Raw genomic sequence first — 24,338 nt, 5'->3', positions numbered from 1 at the left:
AGCCGTACGAGGAAAATTATGAGACGCCTTCCCGTGTTTTTTGTCCTGGACTGTTCAGAGTCCATGATTGGTGAAAACCTGAAAAAAATGACTGATGGTCTGCAAATGATCGTCGGAGATTTAAGAAAGGATCCACACGCACTTGAAACAGCCTGGGTCTCGGTAATCGCATTTGCCGGTGTAGCCCGTACGATTGTACCTCTTCACGAAATTGCCTCGTTCTACCCTCCCCGCCTTCCCGTTGGCGGCGGTACGAGCCTTGGAGCTGCATTGCGTGAGCTGACCGTGCAAATTGATACCCAGGTCAGAAAAACCACTCATGAGGCTAAAGGCGACTGGAAACCCGTCGTGTATCTCCTTACCGACGGACGTCCGACTGACGACACAACCGCAGAAGTGAAGCGCTGGAAGGATCACTACGCGAGTAAAGTGAATCTCATTGCCGTTGGCCTGGGGCCGTCAGCGGACCTGAATATCCTGCGGCAACTGACAGAGAATGTCATGCTGTTCACCGAATCTCAGGAAGGGGACTTTACCCGCTTCATCAAATGGATCACGGCCTCGGTTACGGCGCACAGCCGCAGCGTCGGGGACGACAAACAACCTGAGCTCAGCCAGACTGAATACATAGTCCGGCTGGCCAAGGACGAGCCAGTAAAAGCGTACGACGAAAACTGCGTTACGCTTACCGGCCGTTGCAGCAAGACCCGTCGTCCGTACCTGATGAAGTATGAACGGCCACCAGCAAGGGTTTCCGGGCTCGATTTCAGTCTGAACCTGAACAGCTTTAATATTGCCGGATGCTATCCCATCGATGAGGACTATTTTGCGTGGTCAGATGCCACCGCTACCGGTTTGCAGGTAAATACCAGCGAACTGCATGGCGTACCGGGTTGCCCCCACTGCGGTAATGCCAGTGCGTTTGCCCTGTGCTCATGCGGAAAGTTGCTGTGTATTGACGGCCCGGATGACGTGATCTGCCCGTGGTGTGAAACAGGCCTGTCATTCAGCAATGATGGCGGAAACACTAACTTCGACGTAAACAGAGGGAGAGGTTGATGTCGCAAAATGCTTTACTTGAAGAGAAGATTATCCGCTTAGTTCTGTCTGAGCTGGGCCACCCTGTTGAAGGTGAGCGGCTTTTACTTCTATCGCAGGACCCATCCCTTACCGAAGAAATTATGCGGCTTAAAGAGCGGATTGAGAGCCTTGCACAGGGTTTATCTGCGCGGGTTAGCGAAGGTGATAACGACGCAGAGATTGCCGCCTCGTCAGCATCCAGTCTTTCCGATCAGCAACAAACGGTCGTAAGTGTTGCTGATAACCCGGGCATTGACGCTACCGATACATCAGCACTGCAACCCCTGCCAGAAAATGAGCCTCATCCTCCGTTCTGGAAGCTGATGCCTTATTACGAATTTGATAAACCAGCACAGAGGGAAGACGAAAACCTGTCTTCCCTGGTATTAAAACCCGGGCAGATACCGACAGGCCAGCAGCGGGCCAGCTTAGCTGTGCCACCTGCCGTTCCCCCGAGAGCTAAAATAACGATCCCCAACGCCCGCGCAGGCGAACGTTTCTCTTCGCCGGTTGCTATCGTTCTGGGTGAGGGCCAGCAGGCTACTGTCAGGGACGTTGTCTTTCCCCGGAACATTGGCCTGTCTTTTGACAAAGAACAGGAGTTGCTGACAGGTACTCCCACCGAAAGCGGCGATATAGAGCTTTCAGTAATCTGGTCATGCACGTCGCACGACGAATGTGAAACAAAACAGCTATTTATAATCAATCCCGATCCGAGAAGCCTGTGGAAGGTGGTAGAGCCACCAGCAGACGCTCCCTACCCTAAGTCCCATCTGGACGCTGCTGGCCTGGTCAGGGGTGATATACGTATTGCTGCCGCCAGTCGCCGGGGACGCTCTCATGAGCATGCCGGAAGCTTCAGAGATGACGACTTCTACATCAACCACTGCCAGGAAACAGGATGGTCTGTCATGCTGGTCGCAGACGGAGCCGGTAGTGCGGTAAATTCCCGGGAAGGCTCCCGGATTGCAGTCAAAACGGCTGGCGATTACCTTTTAAATCAGCTCAGTGGTGTGAAAGGCGTCCATTTAAAGCAGCACATCACGGCGTGGGAAGGGAGCGATCAGCAGGCAACAATAAACGCCATGCTTCATCATTTTAAACAGGCAGCTACGCTCGCGGTCAACAGTATCCAGAACGAAGCCATTTGTGCAGAACAACCTGTGAAATCCTATTCAACAACCCTTCTGGCAACTGTAGCGCTACGAACTGATAACGAGCTGTTTGCGACTGCATTCTGGCTTGGTGATGGTGCGATAGGTGCATACAGCCCTTCCGGTAAAGTCAGGATACTGGGAAATCCCGATAGCGGAGAATACGCAGGACAAACCCGTTTCCTTGACCAGAGCATTATCGCAGACCCCTCGTTTAGCGGCCGCATCAGCGTGGGTAAATGGAATGATGTATCTCACTTGATCCTCATGACAGACGGCGTCTCAGACCCTCTGTTTGAGACGGATAATGGGCTTCGCAGTGACGAAAAATGGACCCGTCTCGTTGATGAGCTCAACCCTGTCCTTACAGACGCCAGTATTGCGCCTGAGAGGTTAGGCGACTGGCTTAACTTTTTCTCCACAGGGAACCATGATGACCGCACTATTGCGGTGTTGTGGTAAGGGATACGCTTTTTCGGTGATCAATATGGCAAATATCGTTACGTGCAAAACAAAGGACGGCGAAACAGTCCAGTATGTTGACGAGGTAATTGGTTCGGGCTCGATGAAGGATGTTTACTTTTCGCCTGATAAATCATACGTCGTCGCTTTTTATCATAAACCGCAGAACGAGCAGGCCCGGGATCGGATTGATATGATCACCGGACGCTACAGGCAAAACATTTTTGGCCAGTCCGGAGGTGAATACTGGAAGGACCTGTTTTGCTGGCCGACCCATGTTGTTGAGCATGGGCATAAAATCGGCATCGTGGTTCCAACCTACAAAAGCTACTTTTTCTTTAAATACGGCTCTAAAAACGATGATTTTCTTGGCATAAAAGGTCGTGAAAAGGAAGGCAAATGGTTTGCCAGCGCCAGCAACCAGAACAAATTTCTCGACCCACGTGAACGAGGCAATACGCTTACCTATCTCAAGGTCTGTCTGCTGCTGACAAGAGCCGTCAGAAGGATGCATGCGGCAGGTCTCTGTCACAGCGATCTAAGCTATAAAAACGTGCTTATCGATCCAGAAATGGGACATGCCTGCATCATTGACGTAGACGGCCTGGTTGTCCCTGGAAAGTATCCTCCCGACGTGGTGGGCACCCCGGATTTTATCGCTCCGGAAGTGGTGAAAACCAGTCATCTTTCCAAAGAGGATCCGAACCGCGTATTGCCAAGCATTACTACTGACCGTCATGCGCTGTCGGTGCTTATCTACATGTATCTGTTCTTCCGTCATCCGCTACGTGGCGGAAAAATACATGACATGTCGGATGAAGTACGTGATGAGACCTTATCTATGGGTGAGAAGGCACTCTTCATTGAACATCCGACAGACAAAAGCAATGCAGTCAAAGTCAGTCAGCTATCGTCCTTTTCACTGCCCTGGGCTGACCCGGAGAAAATTCCTTACACCATCATGGGCCCTTATCTGACACCTTTGTTTGAGCGCGCCTTTATAGATGGCTTACACGATGCCACTAAACGCCCGACCGCCGATGAGTGGGAAAGCGCCCTGGTTAAAACAGTCGATCTGATACAGCCCTGCCAGAACAAGGCGTGTGAACAGAAATGGTACGTTTTCTCGGGTAAGACAAAGCCGGTTTGTCCCTACTGCGGTACGCCATACAAGGGTAAATTACCGGTTCTAAATTTATATTCTTCCCGAAAGGAAGGCAGTTATCGTCCTGACGACCACCGGTTGATGGTGTGGAGCGGGCAGTCAATCTATGCGTGGCATGTGAATCGCCTCATTGCGCCAAATGAGCGTACAACCGATTTGCAAAGGAAACGAGTTGGGTATTTTGTTTTCCATAACGATCAGTGGTGGTTAGTAAATGAAGGCATAAATGGGCTTATGTCATTACCGGATAAACGACAGATTGCCATTGGGGAAAAAATTGAACTGACGAATAACGCTCAGTTTGTTCTGTCAAAGGAGGAAGGCGGCAGGCTGGTCGTCGTTCAGTTAGTAGAAAACTAACGGACGCCCATAACGACTAAAACGTTCTGGCAGCATACTGAACCTGTTTAATGAATCACTATATTAAGCTGTGTCAAATTTAAGCTGCCAGAAAAACTGACTGTCTGTGCCGGATATGCGGTACACCTCCTGCGGCAAGGGTTTAATGCGCAAAGCCCAATTTATTTATAAGAGTGAATAGTTTTGTGGCTCTACCCTGCCGCTCTCCTTTCCTGTGTCATGGTTTTTAACATCTGAAATACTGACATTGTTAAGCCGGTGATTGTATAAGGCGATGCGGACAATCTCATGAAGATATTCAAGTTCGTTTTGTGTCAAGGACTGGCCTTCCTGGGTTTTTGAAATCATTTCCTGCCAGCAGATCAGTCTTTCGTAACTGACATGTTCGCTGTTTTCCAGGCAGTGCAACCTGAAATAGCGAAGGAACAAAGGAAATTCATCGGTCTGAGCGATGTCATAAGCCCGAACCGTTAACCGACACAGACATACAATCGTATCCTGCTGTAACCTGACTAACGCGTTATGACTGCCCGGAAGGATATCAGGCAATTTCATCTTACAGTCAGCAAGGCGCTGAAGAAGAGGCCCTTCCTCTGAAGGCTCCCGTCCCCGATACTCCTGAAGAGGTTCAGATTCAAGTTCATGCATTAATGGATGATATAGCCATTCCCGGGAACTGGTCTCATCAATGATCAGGCTTTCAATGCACTCACTGTATGTTGTTTTACGTCGCCCGAGCTGCACCTGACTGATTTCATATTCAATATCTGGAAGATCGATACGCAATGCGGCAACTCTTTCGGAAGGATGAAGGTGGTCAAAGGTTAACTTCGCAGAAATGCTACGATCCCTGTCCAGAAAGACGGCCACACATAAATCATTAACCTTTACGAACAGATCAGCTGTGCCTCCGAACATACTGCCGCTTCCAATAACCTCATTCAGTGAAACCGGCCCACCATCGTCGCCAGCGAGAAGATTTGGGAAACCAAGAACCTGGTGCTCGTTGATGACTTCAATAATTTTTCCCCGGATGGCTTCCATCAGACCATCACAGTCACCGGCTACAGCAGTACTGTGTGAGAAATGCCAAAGCTTGACCTCCCCCTGCTTTGCTAACAGATCAGTTTTGCAAGCGGGGCAGATGCAGTTACAGTCGATACCCCGGCTGACCTCTGTAATATCTAAAAAGAGTCCTGATTCTCTCTGGAGTCCAAATGGAATACCAAATGTGTAACTCTTACGCATGGCTGCACCCCGTTTTTGATAATTATTCAAACTATATCCGAAATAACGGAGGAGGATTTCTGTAAAACGAATTAAAAGAAATGATTTTTTAGTTTTCCAGATTAATGTTTGACAAGAATCAAATGAGAGCCTTACAAATATGGAGAGAGAAGTTTAGGTAAAGTAACTTTTATCACAACTTCTAAAATTAAGGAGAATATCGGATGTATTTAGCAGTGGGCTTGGCTTATGATTAAAGTCTTTCTCCGAACTTAATAAGAAAGTTAAAAAGACAGGCTATTACAGTGCCTTTAGCCCCGAAAGGGGCATAAACTATTTTCAAATCCAGACACAGTCTTTTTGTTGTGCCAATATCAATAATTACTCGCGAACAAAGGTCCACACACTCGCAGGAACTTTGTCATATAACTTTTTCATTGTCAGTTCAGCTTTACGATGATCATAAGCACCAGAAATTTCAAGAGAGGCGACACCCGAGTTTTTTTCACATAACCTTTCAAATACTTTTTCGAGCGTTTCGAACGAACTACACTTACGGAATTTCATTAAATAAGACTGCTTTGTGTCAGACATAATCAACCTTCTTTAGACAGGCCTCAACTGGCCAGGGATAATCTTAATATCATTTTTCACTTAAGCCTAACGATTTCACAACCTTTTTCGTTGTTTCCACCCTGTTCATAACCAGGTACATGAGTGCTAAAATGACTGTAAATAAAACCAGTGTATCCCGGTGAGCAGGATGAAGAATCAATCAGTGATCAGACAGTTTTCGGAAAGCGAATTGCATCAGCAGCTGGAAACGTTCGGCAACCATGATAAACAGCTTTCACGCTTGATCCGTTACTTTTCCCATCTGAGATACAACACAGCTAAAACCTATCTGCACTGGCTACGAGTATGGAACGAATGGTATCAGGCGAATGCCCGGTTGCATACAGACTGGCCAGTAAGTTCGCTCCCCGTGTCTGAGGAAGCTCTGCTGGCGTTTATGGGGCATCTTGAAGGCAAATTGTCACGAAGCAGCATAAACAGCTGTCTTCAGGCCTTAAACAGTATCCATAAAAAAGGGCTTAACCTGCCCGGGATTATTACGTCTGAAGCATGGTACATGCTGGAAGCCTTAAAACAATCGGAAGCCCGGAAGCGAAAGACGACTAAACAGGCAACTCCCTTTCTTATTGGCGATCTCAAGGCTCTGATAAAGTTACGCAGTACTACAAACTCAGTTCGTAAGCTTCGTGACCTGTGCCTGATCTGGACAGGCTTTGAAACACTGCTCCGTTCATCCGAAATTCGCCGTATACGTCTGAAAGATCTGTCTCTGGATAGTATGACCGGTGAATTTAACCTGACGGTATACCGTACAAAAACGAACATCAGTACACTTCTTACCTACCGGCTGACACGTCAGTTAACTAACTGCCTCTTGAGATTGATGAACCTTGTGAAAATGGATCAGCACAGTCATCCGGATGAATACCTTTTCCAGGCCGTAAATTTCCATGATACAGGCTATATGCCACCCGGCTGGAAGCTTCGGAGTAAAGGGAATGAGCTATCTGAGCTTCTTAAACGGCATAACCTGCCCTACCGTGCTAAACAAAGTCTTCTGAACGATGAAGATGAGGAAGACACTGTGGACGATGCCGGTATGCTCAGCAAAAATTCCCTTTTACGGGCATTTAAAGAAATGTGGAATGAGCTTTATCCAAATGAGACTAAAACCCGTTACTGGACAGGGCACAGCGTTCGTGTAGGCGGTGCGATACAGCTGGATATTGAAGGTTACTCGCTACCACAGATTATGGAAATGGGGAACTGGTCGAATGAAGAAATGGTTATGCGCTACATTCGCAATATTGAAGCTGGTAAAAAAGCCATGATCAAGCTTATGCGAAATGCCTTTGATGAATAGCGCCCTCACGGGCGCATAACTTTATTTTTTCTTGAACGGGTTAAGTCTGGTGAGATTAGAGAGTGCCCCTCCCGGAGGCAAAATTCCCGTCCTTTTATATTTGTACACGCCATTTAATTTCATTGTCTGGATTCCAAGATTAATAAGCGTGACAAGTTTAAGGGTATACAGGAGTGTAAATTGGGGAGCAACCTGAATAAAAACTAATAACAAGCCTGCACACATTACACGTAGCCATGCCGCGTACTCCATGCTCAGCGGACGCTTGAAATAGAATCTTTCGAGCAAATCAACTGTCTTATTACTGATCCACGCCGCCGCCACTGAGAGTAACAACACGATGCACACCATAATGCCCAGTTCCATTTTCACTCCCTTCTCTTTTAGTCTGTTTAAGTTGAGGCTTAGCCACAGTAGTTTTGTTTTTTGCTTTTTTCTTAGGTTTGGTATGGTGAAACAGAAAACAATCCACCATTACCCAACCATTTTTATATCGAGCCACCAGCATCTTCTGGCTGGGGTAATGAGCATGAAACAGCATTTTCACGTCCATGGTGCCCATCAACGACTGTTTGCGCTTTAGCTCATCCTCAGCCATCTGAAATTCTTGTAAGAATTCTGAAGACAGACGCTGACGCAGAATTCTTATGGCACTGGAGTTTTCATCATTCTTTGCCAGGTGCCCGAAGCGTACAAGTGCCTTGTGGGTTATCTGGATGGGTCCCAGATGAGAGCTGAGCTGTTCGTACTGCCAGAAGTAGGTCAAATCCACCTTAACCCAGCTGATGCTGTCCAGCAGAGCCTCGTTCATGATGGTTCCGGACATAGGTACCATTGTCAGCCTGGCCAGACGCATATGTATGTAGTCCGTAAGCAACCTCAGCGACTCAGGAACGTTTTTATTGAGTAGGAGATGCTGAAGCACCGGGGTTGCGGTCTGCCAACACAGATTGCGCCCGTCAGGCAGGAAAGCAAACTTTTGATCGTCAGGCGCAGAGTTCGAAGCGTTTTCCTTACGAAGCAAAAAATAATGGCCGCACAGCAGCTCTGCTCTTACCTGGTCCTCGTCAGGGTCATGTCGGGCTTTACTTAGATCAACGGTTAGCACAACGCGGTTAATCGCATCAGCGTGATATTTTTTTACCCAGACGCAGACACGATAGAGACGCTCATCGATTTTCTGGCTGGCTGTGGAAATCCATTGCATTGTTGTTCCTTAATTTTCGGGGCTGACAATGAAAATGCCCAGCTCAGCCCCCGGCACGAGTTCTGTATATTTCAGGCTCAGCTTCCGTTGGTTGGACGGACCCTGGCTGTTTTCAGGAGCCCAGTCAGAGAGCGTTTTTAATTGAGGTATGTTGCCTGCTGCGAAAATGGGCAAGGATGCTTTTACTACTGAATAATCAGTCTCAGCATATTTATTCCCGTTTCGTTCCTGCCCTTCAGGCCTAAATGCAAAAATGTGAGCAATCGGAACAGGGAAAGAGTTAGTTCGACAAAGGCGATAAGATTCGCCCTGCTTCAGTGGGTGAAATTCAAGACGGTGTAAAGCCTTATCGATATTAGACACGACATTCAAATTGGTAGTTGCTACATTTTTTACTTCTGAGGCTCTCCTGCGCTCCAACAAACTCACAAGTTGCTCTGCTGTTTTAACTTCCTGGTTTCGGTTTAGCCGCCATGAAAAAGTAACTTTTTTAAGCTGGGACTTGATGAAAAGGATATTTCTTGTTGAGTGCATAGCGACAAGGCCCGGGAGCTTCTTGTGCACTTTATCAAAACGGACATTCTTTTTATTATCGATACGCCTCATTGCCGCAGCAAAATCATTTTTTGCTTCGTTTATAGAAGTGATCAAGCTTTCGAGAAGATCTGCTCTTTCGGGGACAATGATTAGACCCGGGTATTTAGTGGTTACTTTGGTGGAATCATGACTTAATGACTCTATGTCATCCACACAGATGTCAGTAAGTGCCTGAATAATTTCCTCAACCGAAGCATCGTCTTTAATACTAACCCTGATGGGTTTAACCTGCTTCAAGCGCTCTTCTGTTCTAGATACGGTGGAGACAGTCATCAGGTTTGCCATCATCGGGGGGGTGTTCGAAAGAAAACACTTGAGCGAGTCGATGCGTTCCAGAATCTGGTCACGAAAATAGGGCAAATCGTCATAACTCATACGTTTCTCCAGGCTCATGTTATTTCCAATCAATTTTGCTGCCCAGGCTGACCTTGCAGAACATAAATGTCATGTAAACCTCTAAAGAAGTCATTTTGAAACAGCTTTCACAGCATGCGATTTATGTTCGATAGGGCTCATGAACAAAGGATGATAATGGAGACGCCATGGATAGTGGATAGTCTTACCCACCTGGGTGATCCGATTGAGGCGAAAACGACCATTTATACAGTCAACTGACCAAAGCCCGGGAGAAACTAACCTCTTCCAGCGGTAAAAAGAGAAACCTGCAACACAGAGGTCATGCTCCAGGAAATGTTGAGTTTCGACGACGCGAACTTTTATCAAAAACCCCAGCATTGGCGAAAACCAGATCAACAACCATGTTGGCGGCAGGATGACTTTGTTCAGGAGATGATCTGTCATAAGCAAGGCAGATAACATCAGAAAACTGATAGTCAACCACAGGGCCATCCAACCGGCCCATACGCGGCTCTGACAGGGTTTCCATTCGAGAAGAAAAAGTTTTTTATGCATTCTGCCCCGCCTAATTTTAATGTATTGCCGAAGTATGCTGCATCATGATGGTGGTGCGGGGAAAGATTTCAAACTTCCACAATTCTGAAGCCGTGTTCCAACCATGAAAGATCCCGTCTCCACAGCGAGTGTTAAAAGCAAGAATTTCATCCCTGACCTGGTAAGCGAGCACTTCTGGCATATCAATAAACTCAGGTAAGGAAAGAAGAATTCCATGGATAACTTCTCCGGTTAACTTACTCATAACCTCTTCCTCAGACAGGGCAGCGTCCGGGAACAAACACAACGGAAGTGAAAAACAACATAGGTCAAGACCAATAGCAGCCCTTCCTGCGTCGTAGCCTTCTTCATTAACGACAAAACGAAAGAATTTTTCTGTCTCACCCCGTAATGATGACGGTCCTTCAGACGGAACTTCAATACCACTGAAGACTTTATCGGTCCAGTTGGTAAAAGGACTGGTGAAAACCCAACAAATTAAGGATAACGCCAGCTCTTCCTTAAACATACGTTCAGTGCCGGTAGTTCTGGAAAGTTGCTTTTGAGTACTCATGTTTTACCTGTTGCATGAAATTATTGATGTTATATAAACACAACCGGCATTTTATCTAATAGGTTTGAAAACACTAAAAATCGCAAATGCTGGTACCTTTCTGTTTTAAGAGATTTTCAAGGTAAAGTGAGGCTAGATCAATTGGCTGGTTCTCTTCAAGACAGGCTCGCACAAGATCTTCAATAGAGACCGAATCAACCCCCCTTCCCTGTAAAATTTCTTTAGCAGATGCCAGCGTTTTATGAACGCTTCGACTTAGTTGTAATCTGACTTGTGTGCGGGTATCAAAAAGACAATCTTCTGTGACACTTTGTGAAACGGTTCTACTCATTGAAAAATCACTCCATTTCTGGGATCGAATGAAAATTAACAGCTATAGATGTATCAGGTTTCCCATTTTCTACGATACTCAACCACGTACGCGCTGAGATTTGTTGTTCACAGACGAGTATGTAACCTGTTCCCTGTTGATGATGTAGCTCAAGAGCTTTTAGGATAGGCTCTGAATGAGGTCCGAGAGCATCACGCGTGTGAATAAGCGTTTGCTCTGGCAATACGTTGCTAAGCATAGACAGCAGAACATTACGCTCATCCTCATTATCCGACAAAACAAGAATTATACGAAAACCCGTTTTTATACGAAATCTGATTTCTGAAACTAACTTTCTTAATCTTAATTTATATATGACCAGGCGGAATCGAGTCATCAGTAAAGAGACCACTGTGAAGATAACGATTACTGCGCCATATTTTGACCTGTAGAACCACCAGTTAAGGCCTCCAGCAACTATCAGGATTAACATTAAAATTAAACTCCCATAGAAAAAAAGTGCTGGGTAGCGAGTTGTCTTTCCTTCAATTAGTGCTGAGGCAAATATCAAAATGGATATTCCGTAAATTACCCAGTCAAAAATACTTTCTCCAATCATTCTTTAGTGAACATCCTTAAAAGTGGAAATGTAGGTTTATGGGTTTATGCATTTTCCTGATGGCCTTGACAACCAAGGATTTCACAGAAATTGTCACAGTGTGAAGCTGTAACAAAGCGCTCTCCACGTTCGAATCGCTCAACCAAATCCTTTCTTACTTCACTTCCAGGTTTCTGGAAGATGTACTCAAGCTGGAGATCCTCGGCCGTTGAAAGTAGTCGTTCTATGCTGAAATCAACATGGTAAAAGCAAAACTGATTATCAACCGGGGGAAAGTTGCTTTTGGTACTGTTCTCGTTTTTGGATTTTAGTTCATTCATGAGCTCTCCTTGGTTGAGAACAGTATACAAATCTCTTTAGGGATTTTTTTTCGTTAATAGCACTTTTTTGAGTTTAAAGAGTATGTTCATACCAGAGCATTAGAGGCTACGAAAAGGATAATGGAATTAGAAAGATAGATTTTAAGTGGTGATGTAAGGTGGGATAGGTAGAAGAGGAGTAGACGCTTGTAAGCGAGGCAAAAAAAAGGCACGGAAACCGTGCCATAAGAGTATGTGAGAAAAAATCAAAATCAGGGAAAGAATCAAGCAGCTTGTGAAACTGAATCTCCAACTGCAAGATTTAAATTTCTTAGGTTATCGAAAACTTCAGATACTAAGTCATTACGGTCGTGGATTTTAATCCGCCCACCGGTTAACTCTGAAACATAAACGGTATGGCAGAGGTCAGTAACCACTTCGCCGTATTCATCAACGACTTCCAAAGATGCAATCATCGGAATATAAGAAGCCGCAGCATAGCTCTCATAAATACTTATTATGGAGTCATTGTTGCGTCGAGAAATTACCCTACCAGAAGGTAAAGCCTCATCTTCCATATAGCAATCAGATAGGTCCTCACAGAAGTCATTTTCTTTAAGTGAAATATTAAGGGTCAATTCACTGTTGATAGAGCGTGAATAAGAATATTCACTCAGTTTATAGCAAGCCAAACTTATATCACTAAAAGTTTCATAAGCTTTATAGAGGCTCGATGTTATAGACTCAGATACAAATGTTATTAGTCCAATAAAATGAGTATCCCAGAACTGTTGCAAAGCAAAACGGGCAATCATAACCTGACCATCAACCTGCATCAGTCTGTTATATTCATCCCGGTCATAACCTTTCGACTGAGAAACATCATTAGACATGCTAAGAACTTCACTACAAACATCATCATATTCAAAACGGCTAGTTGCAAAGTGTTTTCCTGAAATCTCAAGGTACTGACCAGAGACTGCGTCAAACACCTCAAGAAAGTAACAGAGTCGAGATTTTAAAGATTCTCTGTTTAAAGCTTCTATTTCATTCTCAGAGATACTATCGACATATAAATCAACAGCATTCTTGAGTTCAATAGCTTTGATATTACAGGTAAAAGAAAGCTCGTCACTTTGACAATGGCAAACACTTAATACTATATCCGCCTCATCAAAATCTATGCCAAGATAGCTCAGAACTGCTCGGACATAGTTTTTATCATCAGATGAATGTGTCATATACACTACCTCAAATTTGAGAGGAAGTGCCCCAGAAGGGAAGCGACTTCCCCACTGGGTTAGATAAAAGTTTGGTTAAGCTAAAAGAAGATGCCAGCGACAGATTTTACATTGTCATAGACAAGTGTCTTCAGCCAACCAAAGTTACTTTTTTGGACTGAAGCAAAAGGATCATTGAGACGCGTTACGAAAATCGTCAAAAGCTTCAGTTATTAGTAATGTGCGATCAGTTACTCTGTATCGGTCATTACTTTCGAGAGATACGTAAGTTGAATGCGAAGAATCACAGACAACACGCCCTCTTTTATTGATCAATCTTACTTCCATCATCACCGGCACATTGATAATTGAAGCAACATCGGTATAGAGGGATATGAGGGCATCATTGTCACAATATAACGCCCCGTTCCCATCAAATGTATCGTTAAACTTAATATATATATCTGGCATATTTGCCGGATAATCATCAGTATTGAAATCAATGCATAACTTTAAGTCATCATTAATACGGCGATTAATCTTATGCTGCCCAACACGTACAAAGCCATGTTCAACAGCTTTGATAATCCTTAAAGTTTCATTAAGACAATCTGTAATTCTTTTCTCGACAAATGAGATAAAGTCACCAAAGTCGGAATGAAAAAACTGTTTAAGTGCAAATTTCGCAACTAACACTTTCCCATCCACCTTCATTTTATCGAGATAAAGATTTCTTATAGCATCAGTAGAAGAATTAGCTTTAGATAACTCTTCACAGTCATTAATAATCATTGAAACAATATCAATAACTTTAACTGGGCTTAAAGTATTACTATATCCGCGAATATCAAACGTAAAAAATCCGAAATTCTTAAATACTCCAAGAAAATAAATTATTTTTTGTTTCAAAAGAATAGAATCGGAGTAAGATGCGTTGTGCTTTATTAGTTCAGATATGTAGAGATCCAACATACAATTTAAATTATCGATATCTACATCGTAATCAAAGGTTACTTTGTCGAACGAAGTATCAGATAATTGAACGGTTATATCGTCAGCGGGAACATTAAGGCCTAAATTTTGATAAAGAAAGGCACTAACAAATTCCACGTGGTCAGATTCTTTAAACATTTACACTACCTCATGACTAAAAAGGAAGTGCTTCCCACCGGGAAGCAAGTTCCCGGATGGGTTAGATTAATTATAAAAGAGTTCTTCAGAAGGTACATGCATTTCTGGTTTGAACTGTTTTAAGGAGTTGTTTATAGCTTTTCGATATAACCCTGAAGAGTGTGGCTTAAACATTTGATATTCCGTAACGAGCAGAGGAGACGTAAAGCATCCTAAGTTCACTAGTGAAATATTTGATGTTTCTTCACAAACATCTAATTCAGCGTATATCCGCCTCTTCATTACCCTGCCTGCTAAATAGCGACGAACATGATTTATAAACTTGTCCGCATCTGATATAGAATTAACTATATAATCAGATGTGACTATCTGATTAGATACAGTTTCAGGTATAGCTTCGGCTATTATTTTTACGTTCATTTCATAATCAACACTATGGAAGCAAGCAAGAATTTGTGGCTTCGCGCTTTCTAAAATCTTTTCAAGAACAGAAAAAATCAGAGAGAACTCGTTTAAAATTCGCTTTTGTATAAGTCCATGTAGATGTTTTATGAAAGGAGAACCGTGTTCAACAAGGCCTAGTATAAGATCCTTAGAGGCCAAATCTGAGCGGTAATAAACGTATTCTAGATTATCCCGGTTAAATCCTTTGATAAGCAAATCAGGCTGCTCTGAGACCAGTCGTAAATGAGTTGAAGCTATAGAAACTTCAAAACGAAAGTTCGCGAGATTTACAGGGCCTGCTTTTAATGTAGCCGCTTCGGAAAAATAAATGAAAAGAGGATGCAAATCATCGTTACCACAGTAAAGATGGTCTGCGCCCTTAAGATATTTCACCAAATGAGGTAGAAAAGATATTACTGGAATATCAGCCACAAATCGAATATGCCGAAATGGTTTTGAATCCAAATATATATTTTCCACTACAGCGCCAACAAAACCCATTTTAACAAGAATAGATTCAACTAACTTTTGTATCGCATTCATTTAAATACCCTCTTAATAGAGGGATTTCTCCCAAAGGGAGAAATCCCTATGGGAGAAAATAATTTTAATTAATAATTGTAGCGAAGCGCATGTTCTTTTTCACTAAGATGGTTTTCATATTCCGACTTACCAGAACTTAAACACTCTTTGAAAAAGACCTTTGAAAAATTCTTCAAGTCACTTCGGTTGTTAATTTCTTTGTCAGACATCAACTTAGCTGAGTGTGAGGTATCCACAGGCCCCAACCACCATTCATATTTAATATAAACACAATTGGTTTTTGTATGTCCATTTAGAAATCGTTTTGCATTTCTAAGTATTTTTCTACAACCGTTAAGGTCTGAAAGTAAGATATCTGGAGCAATGAGCTCTTCCAGAATATGACCAGGTAAGCCTTTCCTAAAAAGCTCAACATCGTAACTACAATACCAGTCACGATAATTAAAAGCTTTAATAAGTCTTTCAGGTGTATCCAAAGATATCTTATTCAGGATTTTTAATGCAAAGCATACAGCATCTTTTAACAACTCGTGCACCTCAACATTGATAAATGAGAAAAACGAGCTTAATTCTTTCTCTAAGGAATTATACAACTTACCGTAAATATCCTGAGAAAAAAGATACTGCAATCTTTCTTTATTATAAGTGCAATTCGAAATTGAATAGACTTCTCCTCTTTCGATTTTGCACCCTTCCCTTAAAACTATAGGAAACCTCAAATGGTTAACAATGAAAGAATGATTCTTTCTTTGCTTCAAAGCATCTAATTGAAATTTCGTAATTTCCTCCAGATTTGCATCTTCAAAACCTGGAAAGGGAATATCACAGAAACAAGAACTATATGCTTTTGCTGATTCATACATAAACTCCAGTGAAACATCAGCATCAAAAGACATACCAGAGAACATGCCCTGCCCATTGTCTAAAAATGTAATGTTTTTAACCTGTATTTTTTTATGTTGAACAACCAAAAAGGCATTAATGATTTTTTCGATAATTTTCATGTGATCCTCTCTCAATAAAAAAGGGATCACTCCCATATGGGGTGTGATCCCCACATGGGTATAATTTAATTAAAAATCTGTAAGACCTAAATCTTTATTTCTACCACAAACTGTAGAAGATATAAGACGTTTTACTCGCTTTCGAGCACTTCGGCCTGACGTATCTTTCAAGTACATCGGTAATGACAATGATGAGATTTGATTACTTCGCTTATGATGGCAGACTATATAGCCCTGCCTCCACCCCGAACGCACAAACTCACGGATGCGGTTAATATATGCCGAAGCTTGAGATTTTGTACTTATCGATTCAGAACACTTTAAGTTCTGTTCGATAGAGTAAAGCTCAGCCGCCATTAATTTCACCTCATACAGGTCATCCCCATAACTTATAGTTTTCAACAGCTCTTCCTTTTCCCGAATGAAAAATACTTGCTGCATTCCAAGGATCAGGTCATAGGCCTCTCGAAAGAGGTCGATAAGCTTATTACGAACATAAATCATAAACTCCTCAAAGTGCTGAAGCCAGAAATAAGCCGCATTACTTATTTGTGAATTGTGAGAACAAACAAGCCCTTTAGCAAGCTCGACCTCTTCCTCCCGAAAAGTAAAGTTACTTTTCTTAAACCGGCTTTGTTCAAAAATGCTTTGATGCATTTCTATCCATACAGAAACAAAACCGAGGGATTCAAATTCTTCGTTTAACAAATGTAAACTTTCGAAGATTTTCTGAATTTCGATCCCGATGTCATATGACAGTGGACATTCTTTTATAGAATAAACATAACCGGGTAGGAAGTGAGATAAATGCTCAGTTCGCAAATATAAACTGAATTTAAGTTCTGTCAGTGGTTGTTTCAAAGATAATTTAGATGATTCGCTTATATTTACTGGTTCAACACCATTTCTAATCAAAATAGCTTTTACCAGGTCCGTAGCTAACTTCATACAGCCTCCAGTCGTTATTGAGGCCTCCCTGATGCAGGTTGGCCATCAGGGAAAATATGTAAATCAATTAGCAACCAATCAGACCGTTGCCATTACATTGTCAATGTATCTGACAAGGGATGGGCGGTCGTCCTGTAAGGCAAAACGGCGAAGGTCATCAAGATTATACGCAGGAAGATAATCAGCGTAACCTCGAATACGAAGGTCCTCAACCACAACTTTTATATACTCAAATCGTCCAAGATTTCCTTTTAATGGGGGTTTTCCTGGACTAGACAGCATATCGTCTGCTTGCTCCCATGTGATTTCTTTAGCTTCACCACTATGTAGATCAAGATGGACATATATGAATGACTTATAATCTCCACGGCAACGAAGATAATATTTCGGATAGAAATATTTGTCACAACGCAACAAACACGTTCCTGAAGGACGAACTACGTACAACAGGTTTCTGTCATTTTCTAATATGCCATGTTTCAAAATCGTTATATCTATCTCATTATCATGCAGCAAATAGCATGACGATGGTTCATTGACGATGCGCGATTTTATAACAGCAGCAAATTTATTAAAAACTTCGTTAGTTTGAAAATTCATTAAAATGCTCTCCGATGTAAAACGACGAGCATCACCATAACGGTAATACTCCCGTTATGGGTTTTAATAGTTTATGGAATAACCATGTCATACAACCGACCATAGCCAGTAGTACCGCACATTTATTTAACTGAGCAAGCATCTCAGCCGTGAAAAGACCTTAAAGGCAGGTAATTATCACGAAGGAAAGCGGTTATCTTATCAATACAATTTAAAAAATAATATTGATAAGATAACCCCCCCCGCAAAATGCGGGGGAGTTATCGTTGTTACAGCTGATTAAGACATTCAGGAGCCCAGTGAATCGGGAATCCATCCTGCCCTGTTAACTGGAGAACATCGTTCCAGTCGATACCCTTTTTCCCATCAGGAATATCTTGTGCTGGTTCGAAGACTTCAATTGTCAGCTTTGATGCGGGATATCGTTTAGCCAAAAACTCAACCATGCGGCTTTGAAGTCGCTGAGCAGCTTCGATACCGGCACGAGTGCCTTGTGAGTTAGCAATATCCTTATCCGCCCAGATATAAAAGTTTATATATTTTACATCCGGCGGAGGCAGTAAAAAATCAGGAACAGTAACGTTTTCAAGGCACCATGCGGAGCTGGCTGCCCAGCATGGTGTTGAAGTCGCTTCTACAACAGAAAGCGCATTCTCGATCCCTTCAGCCACTCCCAGTGTCCAGGTCGAACTACCTGAATCATAGTGAGGGTCAAACAACTGAATTGAGCCACCTGTCATATCGGCAGGAGGCTTCATCATCAGCTTTGGATTTTCTACAGGTGCCTTATCACCGTTTTTGTCTACGTATGTTCTATGGATAGTCAGAGGCCGACCTCGGGTGTCACGATAGATTGCAATCATTCCCGGATAGATAATCGATTTCTGCTTATCTTTATCCCAATAGTAGATCCGGTTATTAAAGCCTAAATCCTTTGGTAAGTGACTCAGTAAGCGGGAGATCCCACGATTACGGAGGTACAAAGCAACAGGAGTATTAGGCTTTATTTCACCGGTATAGTGATACATCACATCAAGTTTTCGCATTCGCTTTGCCACTTCCTCTCGGTCAAGAGTTTCTGTGGCACGAACTGCTGATTTATAGCGTCGTTCATTTTCAATGTCGGCGTCAGTTAACGGAGCATGCAGATCCATCCCGAAAAAATCTGAGAGAATCTTTTTGCAAGTCTGCGTTTTACTTAATTCATAATATTTCGCCAGAACATCAATTCCGTCGCAAAACTCATTTACCGGAAAGTCATTATGGATCGCACATCCGGTATAAAGGTCTTTTTGCCGGAAACGAAACTTCGATTTCCCTGCGCCAGTAAACGGGCAAGGAACCTGGCTCGGGGCTTTTGCACAAGCGTCTTTGAAAGCAGGTATTCTTTCGAATATATACTTCCAGCCAGACACTTCAGCAATTCGAGCATGAACGAGTTTAATAAAGTGTTCAGATACTTCCTGTGGTTTACGACGAAGAGCCGGGGATGCATAAGTCATGATGATCTCTCTTATCTGGCATTGTGAGTTTCTCAATGCCTTCTGCGGTGCAGAAGACAGGGAGAAACCCACAACGCAGAATTTAAGAAAGAGGGCCCGGGGGCCCTCAACATTTATGCTTCAGTCGTGAAGCCATTATTCTCAAGACGCTGTATGTAGTTATCTACAAGTAACGCAGCCTGCTGGCTATTACCCTCCGCTATAGTGACTTCGCGGAAGATTCTTTCCTGAGGGCTATCATTGCTTATAACTTCACCAACACGTCCGAAAATACGGACTTTATGCATCGCACCGACTTTTTCATGTTCTACACGGTAAGTTTTTATCTGAGTCATATTTTGCTCCTTATTCCTTCATGGAGCAAAAAGACCCACCGGGGCCTTTTTGCCCCGATTGGGTAGAGTTTATTAAGAAAGTATTTGATGAACTAGCTTACTGACTTCAATAGACAATAAAGAAGTATCATCAACTGTTACGAAAGTGTCCGTTTCAAAACCAATTATTTCATCAGTCTTAATACCAACACCAACGATTTCTATTCCATTACATTTAGCCTTTTCCATAACTTCGACGATAGTAAATTCCGATTTATTCGGATAACCATCAGTTATAAGAAAAATTATTTTCCTATCGAATTGGCTGTCAAGTAACAGATCAACAGCTGCCATTAAAGCAGATCCCGTAGGGGTATAATAACCCTTACATCCAAGAGTGAATTTCGATAGAGATTCCTCAACGCTTTGATCAAACGTTTTGATAATCTCAAATTCACTTTCCTTGAAGGGAAAAACTATATTGGAGACATGCATTTTTGACAAACTTTCAGCGGCCATCGATAAAGCAAGATCTGACTTAATGGCATGAATATATCTTTCATCATTAGCCATTGACGCTGAAATATCACGAACTAATACGAGGCCAACATGCCCTCTATTTTTAGATTCGCTTTGAGCTCTGAAGACATCACGAACTCCCATTTGTGACAGAATTAATCGATTTCCATCGAAGGTAATTCCACGCTCATGAGTTTTGTTTCGGCCACGCATTTTAACCTGCTGTAAAACAGACAAGTCGCTACCGATTGAATGACTCAGAGACAAAGCCTCATTGTAAACATTCAAATCGATAAGGAGATCAGGGATATCCCATTCAGAAGCACCGAATTCGGCTTTCACGTCATCGGATACTTTTGATGCAATACCTTCAATCTCTTTAGCCAAAGCATCGTGATAATCTTCGCTATCCTCATCACTGCTAAGAAAGGCATCCAACAAATCTGCCAGTATCTCCCATTGAGCCGATGAAAAGTTACTTTCATCTTCAACGTTAGTCGAACTGGCTTCATCTGATTCACTCTCGGAAGGGTTAATCGCATCAGTATCGTCTTCAATAATGTTATCACCCGTGGGATTGCCACCGGTGGGTTCATTATTTCCCTCGTTATCTTCAGCAAGTTCTGAAGGCTCAGAACATCCCTCTTGAGCAAGATCAGCGTTATCGGAAGTATCTGCCTGACCTTCACTATCGTCCTCAGAATCATCCTCACGACTATCAGTCGACGTAAGCGATTTATCTTCTGATTCGGTATCGGTATCGGTCTCGGATTCATCATATGCCTCCTGCTCCTCCTGCTCTGTCTGCTGCTGTTGTTCCTTTGCCTCATCCCGCAGTCTCTCTAAAAGAGCCAGGGTCTTACGAGCAAGGGATTCACAGCCCTGAGTATTTTCACAACCAAGAGCATCATGAAAAATTTCCTCAACATCAGAAATTACTGGAGAAAGTATCTTTTGGGCATAGTCAAAAAACGGATCGAGGGTTTCTTTGTGACCTACCTGCTGAAGGACTTTTACTCGCAATGAGTTAAGCAGATACCACTCAATAAATAGGACAGGATTTTCCGGACGAGAAGATATATCAGGAGTCATCCTTCCGGCTTTAACCATCAGTGCGTAAGTGGCTGCAAGCCGCCGCTTTGCATCCGGATAATCGTTACCAACCTTCTCTTCCATCTGTACATCATCGAACAGATTTATAAGCCCGGTAAGACGTTTTGCCCTGCTATAAGCTTTACGTTTCTCAGCGAGGCTCTCAAACTCTGCATTCATTCCGTCATCGAAGCGTGTAAACCCTTCAGATGACATGAGAACACTATTAAAGGCGTCACTGTAAACCTCACTGACGGTATAGCGACCATGACCAGCTTCATGACAGGTAAAACCTTCAATCAGACTGACAAAGTCATCATCGCTATAATCGCCGTTTGGTAAAACACAAACTTTATTGACAGGATCAAAATACGGTCCTTTGGTATTGTCGTCTATTACAACTCTTACATCGCCTAAGCCGCTAATGACTTTTGCTATATTCTGTAAACGCTTAATATGGCGCGGCGATGATTTAAGATCTAATTTCATAGAATACCTCTTTATAAAAAAGGGGTACTCACCCAGATGGTGAAGTACCCATCTGGGGTTTTTAATAAAGCAAACAGTTACCAGCCTTTGAGCTCGATATCAAAACCATTTTCAGCATTGTCTTCCTGTTGCGAAACTGATTTCTCAGGTTCAGCTACAGAATCAGTGTTTGAAAACGTGCTGTTTTTTATATCGTTCTCTACGACAGGTTCAACCTGAAACACATTTGTTGAATCTAAAATAGCTTCAATACCTGTGTTCTGTAGCGCGTTCGGTTCTGTTTGTGAGCTTTGATTAAATGATCTGGTAATAGATTCCAACCAGTCAGTAACCTTTTGCTCTCCTGAAATAATACGCTTTAACATTGAAGCATCACTCATGAAATAAAACCACTGCTGTAACACCGCAACGTCGCGAGGTTCAGAAATGGCACCTTTAGGTAAATTATTCATTATGTGTTTTATAGCTTCTGCAAGTACTGCCGCCTCTTTATGTATAAACATGAAGCTAATGATCTTATTTTGCATTTGCTTCAGTCGGTCAATAGTACTTGAGCGCAAATTATTATTTTTACTAATTTTTTCATAAACCCTCATTGCTTCTTCTGCCAGATCTGTTATCAATTGTTCCTGATAGTAGTCCTGGGTTTCATCACCTTCAACGCTAATAGGCGTAAAAGGAATAAAGTGAGCAATATTAAATCTAAAGGATTTTATGAAATCATCTTTAGTTAATTTCAACTGATCAATCAAAGAAGACATTCTTGGGCTTCTATTTTTTTCAGCCTCAATATGCATCTCATAATTGTCTACAACGTTTTGAATACCTGCCTGAAACTCTCGTTCAATCTCTTGGGCCCCTTCCAGAAACTCTTCCATACTGGAAACTGGTAAAATCCACATATTGCTATAGCGGATGCACAAGCGTGAGCAAAGGGTTGATATTCTGCTGGTAATCGTACTTTTGAAGCTAAGGGCTTTTATGTCAATCCAACGTACTTCGCTTTTAGATACGCTTTTTTGATCCGTAATATCATCTCCATCATAAGACAAATCGATTTTATCGGTTCGACGCGATCCTTGACAGCCACTTATTTCAATTTTTGTTATAACTGCACCTTCCAGTAAATCTGGATATGATTTTGCAAAATTCTCAGAGATTTGTTTTGCAGATACTTTGTTAAGCATTGAAGTATTTAAAGTCATGGGTTTCTCCAAAAAAAAGGGGAAACCCTCCCCAACGGGAAAGATTTCCCGATAGGGTTGATATTAAAGCTTCTCTGGTGCAATTAAAAGAATACCGGGAAACTCAGCGGCAACATCATCATTGCCCATTGCTCCCTGATACATATAACCTTTTAATTCCATTTCTTTAATTAGACCTTCCATATTTATTTTACCATCATGATAAAACAATAAAGAATAGTCGTTATTCAGTTGCATAAGTCCAGTAAAATTAGTTCCGTTTTTTGCTATAGCAATGGTAGCAGCACCATCCGTACTTAAAAACGCACTAAATTCAAGATGGGATAACTCTGAGATACAAATATCAGAGGTTTCATAACAAATCCCATCTAACTCGACTTTTTTGCTGTGAAATACTCCAGCGATTTATCCTTGTCTTCGCCAAGAGAAAGATCTATAGCTTGAAGAACAAGATCGACCACATGTAAAGGTAAAGCAGAAGCAAAAGCTATTTTGAAAGTGTCAAGAAGACTAAAGGTTTTTAACGTCATCGACGTGCCAACCCAAGCTACTAATTGACGAATATCCATCACACTGTCTTCTGTACCAGAGTCATTTACTGCAATCGCTACTCTTACGAACTTCTCAATGACCTGAAAAGGCAAAGAGCTATATCGTTTAGTAAGCACATTGGTTAAAGCAACTTTGTCGGGCTTCTCCATTTCAACTATCAAGAACCGCTTTATAAAAGCTGCATCTTGACGTTGAGAAGAAACGAACCGGCGAGCGCCTCCACTCATGTTTGTGTTTGCAGTACCAATAAATCGCGTGTAGCCATTAGCAGTTATAACCTCACCACCATTAGCACTGAGTGACCAGGGCTTACGTTCAATGGGCATGTGAAGTTTTGCTGCCGTATCAGGATCGATTTTGTCCACTTCATCCAGAAGAATGAGGTGACCATTACGAAATCCCGTTACCAAATCGCTGTGTACAAAACCTGTATTACCACCATTAAGACTGCGCTCACCTTCAAGCTCATCAACTCGAATATTGCTGTTGATCTGCTTAATTGTCAGCGGCCAATTCATCATGTGGCTAATGTACATTACCATTTCAGTCTTGCCAGAACCGGACTCACCTTTAAGACACACACTTAAATCTATATCCGGACTGATAAGCAGTTTAACCACTTGTTCAAGTATTCGGGGATTTGGTATGTAGTCTTTGTTCAGCGGAGCTCGATACGAGGTTTTAGTTTTGAAAACAGGCACAGCCATCTTTGGATCCATTTCTGGAATACCAAAAAGGTCCTTTGCTAGAACTAAAAGATACTCACCTTTATCCACATAATGTTTTAACTTTATAACATCCGGGGAAAGAAGAGCTTCTAATTTTTCATAAGCATCAGAAGATGTTTCATTTAACTTCATAGCGGCATTAGACATTTTTAACTCCGGTAAA

24 protein-coding genes are annotated in these 24,338 nt (G+C 42.5%); 4 read left to right on the top strand and 20 right to left on the bottom strand.

Going from position 1 to position 24,338, the window contains the following annotated elements; translation table 11 throughout:
* Positions 1-18: 18 nt before the first annotated feature.
* From JQN59_RS24360 to JQN59_RS24350, 3 genes are read left to right on the top strand one after another with little or no spacing between them, the layout of a single operon-like run.
* Complete coding sequence (locus JQN59_RS24360; protein WP_001253656.1) at positions 19-1,059, top strand: TerY-C metal binding domain-containing protein; 1,041 nt, start codon at positions 19-21, stop codon at positions 1,057-1,059.
* Positions 1,059-2,696, top strand: coding sequence for a PP2C family serine/threonine-protein phosphatase (locus tag JQN59_RS24355; protein ID WP_000081060.1), 1,638 nt, complete (start codon positions 1,059-1,061; stop codon positions 2,694-2,696). The genes JQN59_RS24360 and JQN59_RS24355 overlap by 1 nt, the downstream gene beginning before the upstream one ends.
* A gap of 25 nt (positions 2,697-2,721) precedes the next feature.
* Positions 2,722-4,221, top strand: a complete 1,500-nt coding sequence (locus JQN59_RS24350) for a helix-hairpin-helix domain-containing protein (protein ID WP_001284318.1) — start codon at positions 2,722-2,724, stop codon at positions 4,219-4,221.
* Positions 4,222-4,386: 165 nt separating this feature from the next.
* On the opposite strand, the gene JQN59_RS24345 is transcribed toward JQN59_RS24350, so the two are convergent.
* Positions 4,387-5,469, bottom strand: a complete 1,083-nt coding sequence (locus tag JQN59_RS24345) for a competence protein CoiA family protein (RefSeq protein ID WP_001232447.1) — start codon at positions 5,467-5,469, stop codon at positions 4,387-4,389.
* Between the two features lie 360 nt (positions 5,470-5,829).
* The gene (locus JQN59_RS24340) at positions 5,830-6,042 is read right to left on the bottom strand and encodes an Hha/YmoA family nucleoid-associated regulatory protein (RefSeq protein WP_001285422.1); all 213 of its coding nucleotides are present in this window, start codon (positions 6,040-6,042) and stop codon (positions 5,830-5,832) included.
* Between the two features lie 169 nt (positions 6,043-6,211).
* Here JQN59_RS24340 and JQN59_RS24335 point away from each other — a divergent pair, with 169 nt between their 5' ends.
* Positions 6,212-7,387, top strand: a complete 1,176-nt coding sequence (locus JQN59_RS24335; protein WP_000795949.1) for a tyrosine-type recombinase/integrase — start codon at positions 6,212-6,214, stop codon at positions 7,385-7,387.
* Between the two features lie 301 nt (positions 7,388-7,688).
* Here JQN59_RS24335 and JQN59_RS24330 read toward each other — a convergent pair whose 3' ends face one another.
* The 18 genes from JQN59_RS24330 to JQN59_RS24245 all read right to left on the bottom strand — a co-directional run bounded on the left by JQN59_RS24330 (position 7,689) and on the right by JQN59_RS24245 (position 24,322).
* Complete coding sequence (locus JQN59_RS24330) at positions 7,689-8,594, bottom strand: hypothetical protein (protein WP_001198595.1); 906 nt, start codon at positions 8,592-8,594, stop codon at positions 7,689-7,691.
* Between the two features lie 9 nt (positions 8,595-8,603).
* The gene (locus JQN59_RS24325) at positions 8,604-9,566 is read right to left on the bottom strand and encodes a DNA replication terminus site-binding protein (RefSeq protein WP_000119428.1); all 963 of its coding nucleotides are present in this window, start codon (positions 9,564-9,566) and stop codon (positions 8,604-8,606) included.
* Between the two features lie 90 nt (positions 9,567-9,656).
* Positions 9,657-10,103, bottom strand: coding sequence for a hypothetical protein (locus tag JQN59_RS24320; protein ID WP_000549069.1), 447 nt, complete (start codon positions 10,101-10,103; stop codon positions 9,657-9,659).
* Positions 10,104-10,119: 16 nt separating this feature from the next.
* A complete protein-coding gene (locus tag JQN59_RS24315) occupies positions 10,120-10,656 on the bottom strand; it encodes a hypothetical protein (RefSeq protein ID WP_000107167.1) in 537 nt (178 codons plus the stop codon).
* Positions 10,657-10,994: 338 nt separating this feature from the next.
* Complete coding sequence (locus JQN59_RS24310) at positions 10,995-11,585, bottom strand: hypothetical protein (protein WP_000578891.1); 591 nt, start codon at positions 11,583-11,585, stop codon at positions 10,995-10,997.
* 44 nt (positions 11,586-11,629) lie between these two features.
* Entirely contained in the window at positions 11,630-11,905 is a 276-nt protein-coding gene (locus tag JQN59_RS24305) for a hypothetical protein (RefSeq protein ID WP_001004201.1), read from the bottom strand.
* Positions 11,906-12,168: 263 nt separating this feature from the next.
* Entirely contained in the window at positions 12,169-13,125 is a 957-nt protein-coding gene (locus JQN59_RS24300; RefSeq protein WP_000149830.1) for a hypothetical protein, read from the bottom strand.
* Positions 13,126-13,296: 171 nt separating this feature from the next.
* Positions 13,297-14,235: a hypothetical protein gene (locus JQN59_RS24295; protein ID WP_000472041.1), complete on the bottom strand. Its 939-nt coding sequence runs from the start codon at positions 14,233-14,235 to the stop codon at positions 13,297-13,299.
* Positions 14,236-14,301: 66 nt separating this feature from the next.
* Positions 14,302-15,222, bottom strand: a complete 921-nt coding sequence (locus JQN59_RS24290; RefSeq protein ID WP_000991697.1) for a hypothetical protein — start codon at positions 15,220-15,222, stop codon at positions 14,302-14,304.
* Positions 15,223-15,290: 68 nt separating this feature from the next.
* Positions 15,291-16,226 carry a hypothetical protein gene (locus tag JQN59_RS24285; protein WP_000691119.1) on the bottom strand — a complete coding sequence of 312 codons (936 nt, stop codon included), beginning with the start codon at positions 16,224-16,226 and terminating at the stop codon, positions 15,291-15,293.
* 69 nt (positions 16,227-16,295) lie between these two features.
* Positions 16,296-17,174, bottom strand: a complete 879-nt coding sequence (locus JQN59_RS24280) for a hypothetical protein (protein WP_000762003.1) — start codon at positions 17,172-17,174, stop codon at positions 16,296-16,298.
* 78 nt (positions 17,175-17,252) lie between these two features.
* Complete coding sequence (locus tag JQN59_RS24275; protein ID WP_001011130.1) at positions 17,253-17,774, bottom strand: hypothetical protein; 522 nt, start codon at positions 17,772-17,774, stop codon at positions 17,253-17,255.
* Positions 17,775-18,043: 269 nt separating this feature from the next.
* Positions 18,044-19,276: a DUF7146 domain-containing protein gene (locus JQN59_RS24270; protein ID WP_000220379.1), complete on the bottom strand. Its 1,233-nt coding sequence runs from the start codon at positions 19,274-19,276 to the stop codon at positions 18,044-18,046.
* Between the two features lie 113 nt (positions 19,277-19,389).
* Positions 19,390-19,611: a hypothetical protein gene (locus JQN59_RS24265; RefSeq protein WP_000192120.1), complete on the bottom strand. Its 222-nt coding sequence runs from the start codon at positions 19,609-19,611 to the stop codon at positions 19,390-19,392.
* A 72-nt stretch (positions 19,612-19,683) separates the two neighbouring features.
* Positions 19,684-21,690 carry a VWA domain-containing protein gene (locus JQN59_RS24260; protein WP_000762700.1) on the bottom strand — a complete coding sequence of 669 codons (2,007 nt, stop codon included), beginning with the start codon at positions 21,688-21,690 and terminating at the stop codon, positions 19,684-19,686.
* Between the two features lie 77 nt (positions 21,691-21,767).
* Positions 21,768-22,895, bottom strand: a complete 1,128-nt coding sequence (locus JQN59_RS24255; protein ID WP_000174396.1) for a DUF3150 domain-containing protein — start codon at positions 22,893-22,895, stop codon at positions 21,768-21,770.
* 63 nt (positions 22,896-22,958) lie between these two features.
* Complete coding sequence (locus JQN59_RS24250; RefSeq protein WP_001176645.1) at positions 22,959-23,132, bottom strand: hypothetical protein; 174 nt, start codon at positions 23,130-23,132, stop codon at positions 22,959-22,961.
* A 131-nt stretch (positions 23,133-23,263) separates the two neighbouring features.
* Positions 23,264-24,322: an ATP-binding protein gene (locus JQN59_RS24245; RefSeq protein ID WP_000063335.1), complete on the bottom strand. Its 1,059-nt coding sequence runs from the start codon at positions 24,320-24,322 to the stop codon at positions 23,264-23,266.
* Positions 24,323-24,338 lie beyond the last annotated feature (16 nt).

The organism is Citrobacter sp. B72 (assembly GCF_016894305.1).
Classification (GTDB): Bacteria; Pseudomonadota; Gammaproteobacteria; order Enterobacterales; family Enterobacteriaceae; genus Citrobacter; species Citrobacter portucalensis.
The sequence above is the reverse complement of the archived record's forward strand: the minus strand, read 5'-3'. Positions and strand labels throughout refer to the sequence as shown.

Excerpts from the sequence above, each read along its gene's own strand:
- JQN59_RS24270 (WP_000220379.1), bottom strand. The coding sequence starts at position 19,276 with ATGACTTATGCATCCCCGGCTCTTCGTCGTAAACCACAGGAAGTATCT.
- JQN59_RS24260 (WP_000762700.1), bottom strand. The coding sequence starts at position 21,690 with ATGAAATTAGATCTTAAATCATCGCCGCGCCATATTAAGCGTTTACAG.
- JQN59_RS24330 (WP_001198595.1), bottom strand. The coding sequence starts at position 8,594 with ATGCAATGGATTTCCACAGCCAGCCAGAAAATCGATGAGCGTCTCTAT.
- JQN59_RS24345 (WP_001232447.1), bottom strand. The coding sequence starts at position 5,469 with ATGCGTAAGAGTTACACATTTGGTATTCCATTTGGACTCCAGAGAGAA.
- JQN59_RS24350 (WP_001284318.1), top strand. The coding sequence starts at position 2,722 with ATGGCAAATATCGTTACGTGCAAAACAAAGGACGGCGAAACAGTCCAG.
- JQN59_RS24315 (WP_000107167.1), bottom strand. The coding sequence starts at position 10,656 with ATGAGTACTCAAAAGCAACTTTCCAGAACTACCGGCACTGAACGTATG.
- JQN59_RS24360 (WP_001253656.1), top strand. The coding sequence starts at position 19 with ATGAGACGCCTTCCCGTGTTTTTTGTCCTGGACTGTTCAGAGTCCATG.
- JQN59_RS24255 (WP_000174396.1), bottom strand. The coding sequence starts at position 22,895 with ATGACTTTAAATACTTCAATGCTTAACAAAGTATCTGCAAAACAAATC.
- JQN59_RS24290 (WP_000991697.1), bottom strand. The coding sequence starts at position 15,222 with ATGAATGCGATACAAAAGTTAGTTGAATCTATTCTTGTTAAAATGGGT.
- JQN59_RS24265 (WP_000192120.1), bottom strand. The coding sequence starts at position 19,611 with ATGACTCAGATAAAAACTTACCGTGTAGAACATGAAAAAGTCGGTGCG.
- JQN59_RS24325 (WP_000119428.1), bottom strand. The coding sequence starts at position 9,566 with ATGAGTTATGACGATTTGCCCTATTTTCGTGACCAGATTCTGGAACGC.
- JQN59_RS24295 (WP_000472041.1), bottom strand. The coding sequence starts at position 14,235 with ATGTTTAAAGAATCTGACCACGTGGAATTTGTTAGTGCCTTTCTTTAT.
- JQN59_RS24335 (WP_000795949.1), top strand. The coding sequence starts at position 6,212 with ATGAAGAATCAATCAGTGATCAGACAGTTTTCGGAAAGCGAATTGCAT.
- JQN59_RS24340 (WP_001285422.1), bottom strand. The coding sequence starts at position 6,042 with ATGTCTGACACAAAGCAGTCTTATTTAATGAAATTCCGTAAGTGTAGT.
- JQN59_RS24320 (WP_000549069.1), bottom strand. The coding sequence starts at position 10,103 with ATGCATAAAAAACTTTTTCTTCTCGAATGGAAACCCTGTCAGAGCCGC.
- JQN59_RS24310 (WP_000578891.1), bottom strand. The coding sequence starts at position 11,585 with ATGATTGGAGAAAGTATTTTTGACTGGGTAATTTACGGAATATCCATT.
- JQN59_RS24250 (WP_001176645.1), bottom strand. The coding sequence starts at position 23,132 with ATGCAACTGAATAACGACTATTCTTTATTGTTTTATCATGATGGTAAA.
- JQN59_RS24280 (WP_000762003.1), bottom strand. The coding sequence starts at position 17,174 with ATGAAGTTAGCTACGGACCTGGTAAAAGCTATTTTGATTAGAAATGGT.
- JQN59_RS24305 (WP_001004201.1), bottom strand. The coding sequence starts at position 11,905 with ATGAATGAACTAAAATCCAAAAACGAGAACAGTACCAAAAGCAACTTT.
- JQN59_RS24300 (WP_000149830.1), bottom strand. The coding sequence starts at position 13,125 with ATGACACATTCATCTGATGATAAAAACTATGTCCGAGCAGTTCTGAGC.
- JQN59_RS24245 (WP_000063335.1), bottom strand. The coding sequence starts at position 24,322 with ATGTCTAATGCCGCTATGAAGTTAAATGAAACATCTTCTGATGCTTAT.
- JQN59_RS24275 (WP_001011130.1), bottom strand. The coding sequence starts at position 17,774 with ATGAATTTTCAAACTAACGAAGTTTTTAATAAATTTGCTGCTGTTATA.
- JQN59_RS24285 (WP_000691119.1), bottom strand. The coding sequence starts at position 16,226 with ATGAAAATTATCGAAAAAATCATTAATGCCTTTTTGGTTGTTCAACAT.
- JQN59_RS24355 (WP_000081060.1), top strand. The coding sequence starts at position 1,059 with ATGTCGCAAAATGCTTTACTTGAAGAGAAGATTATCCGCTTAGTTCTG.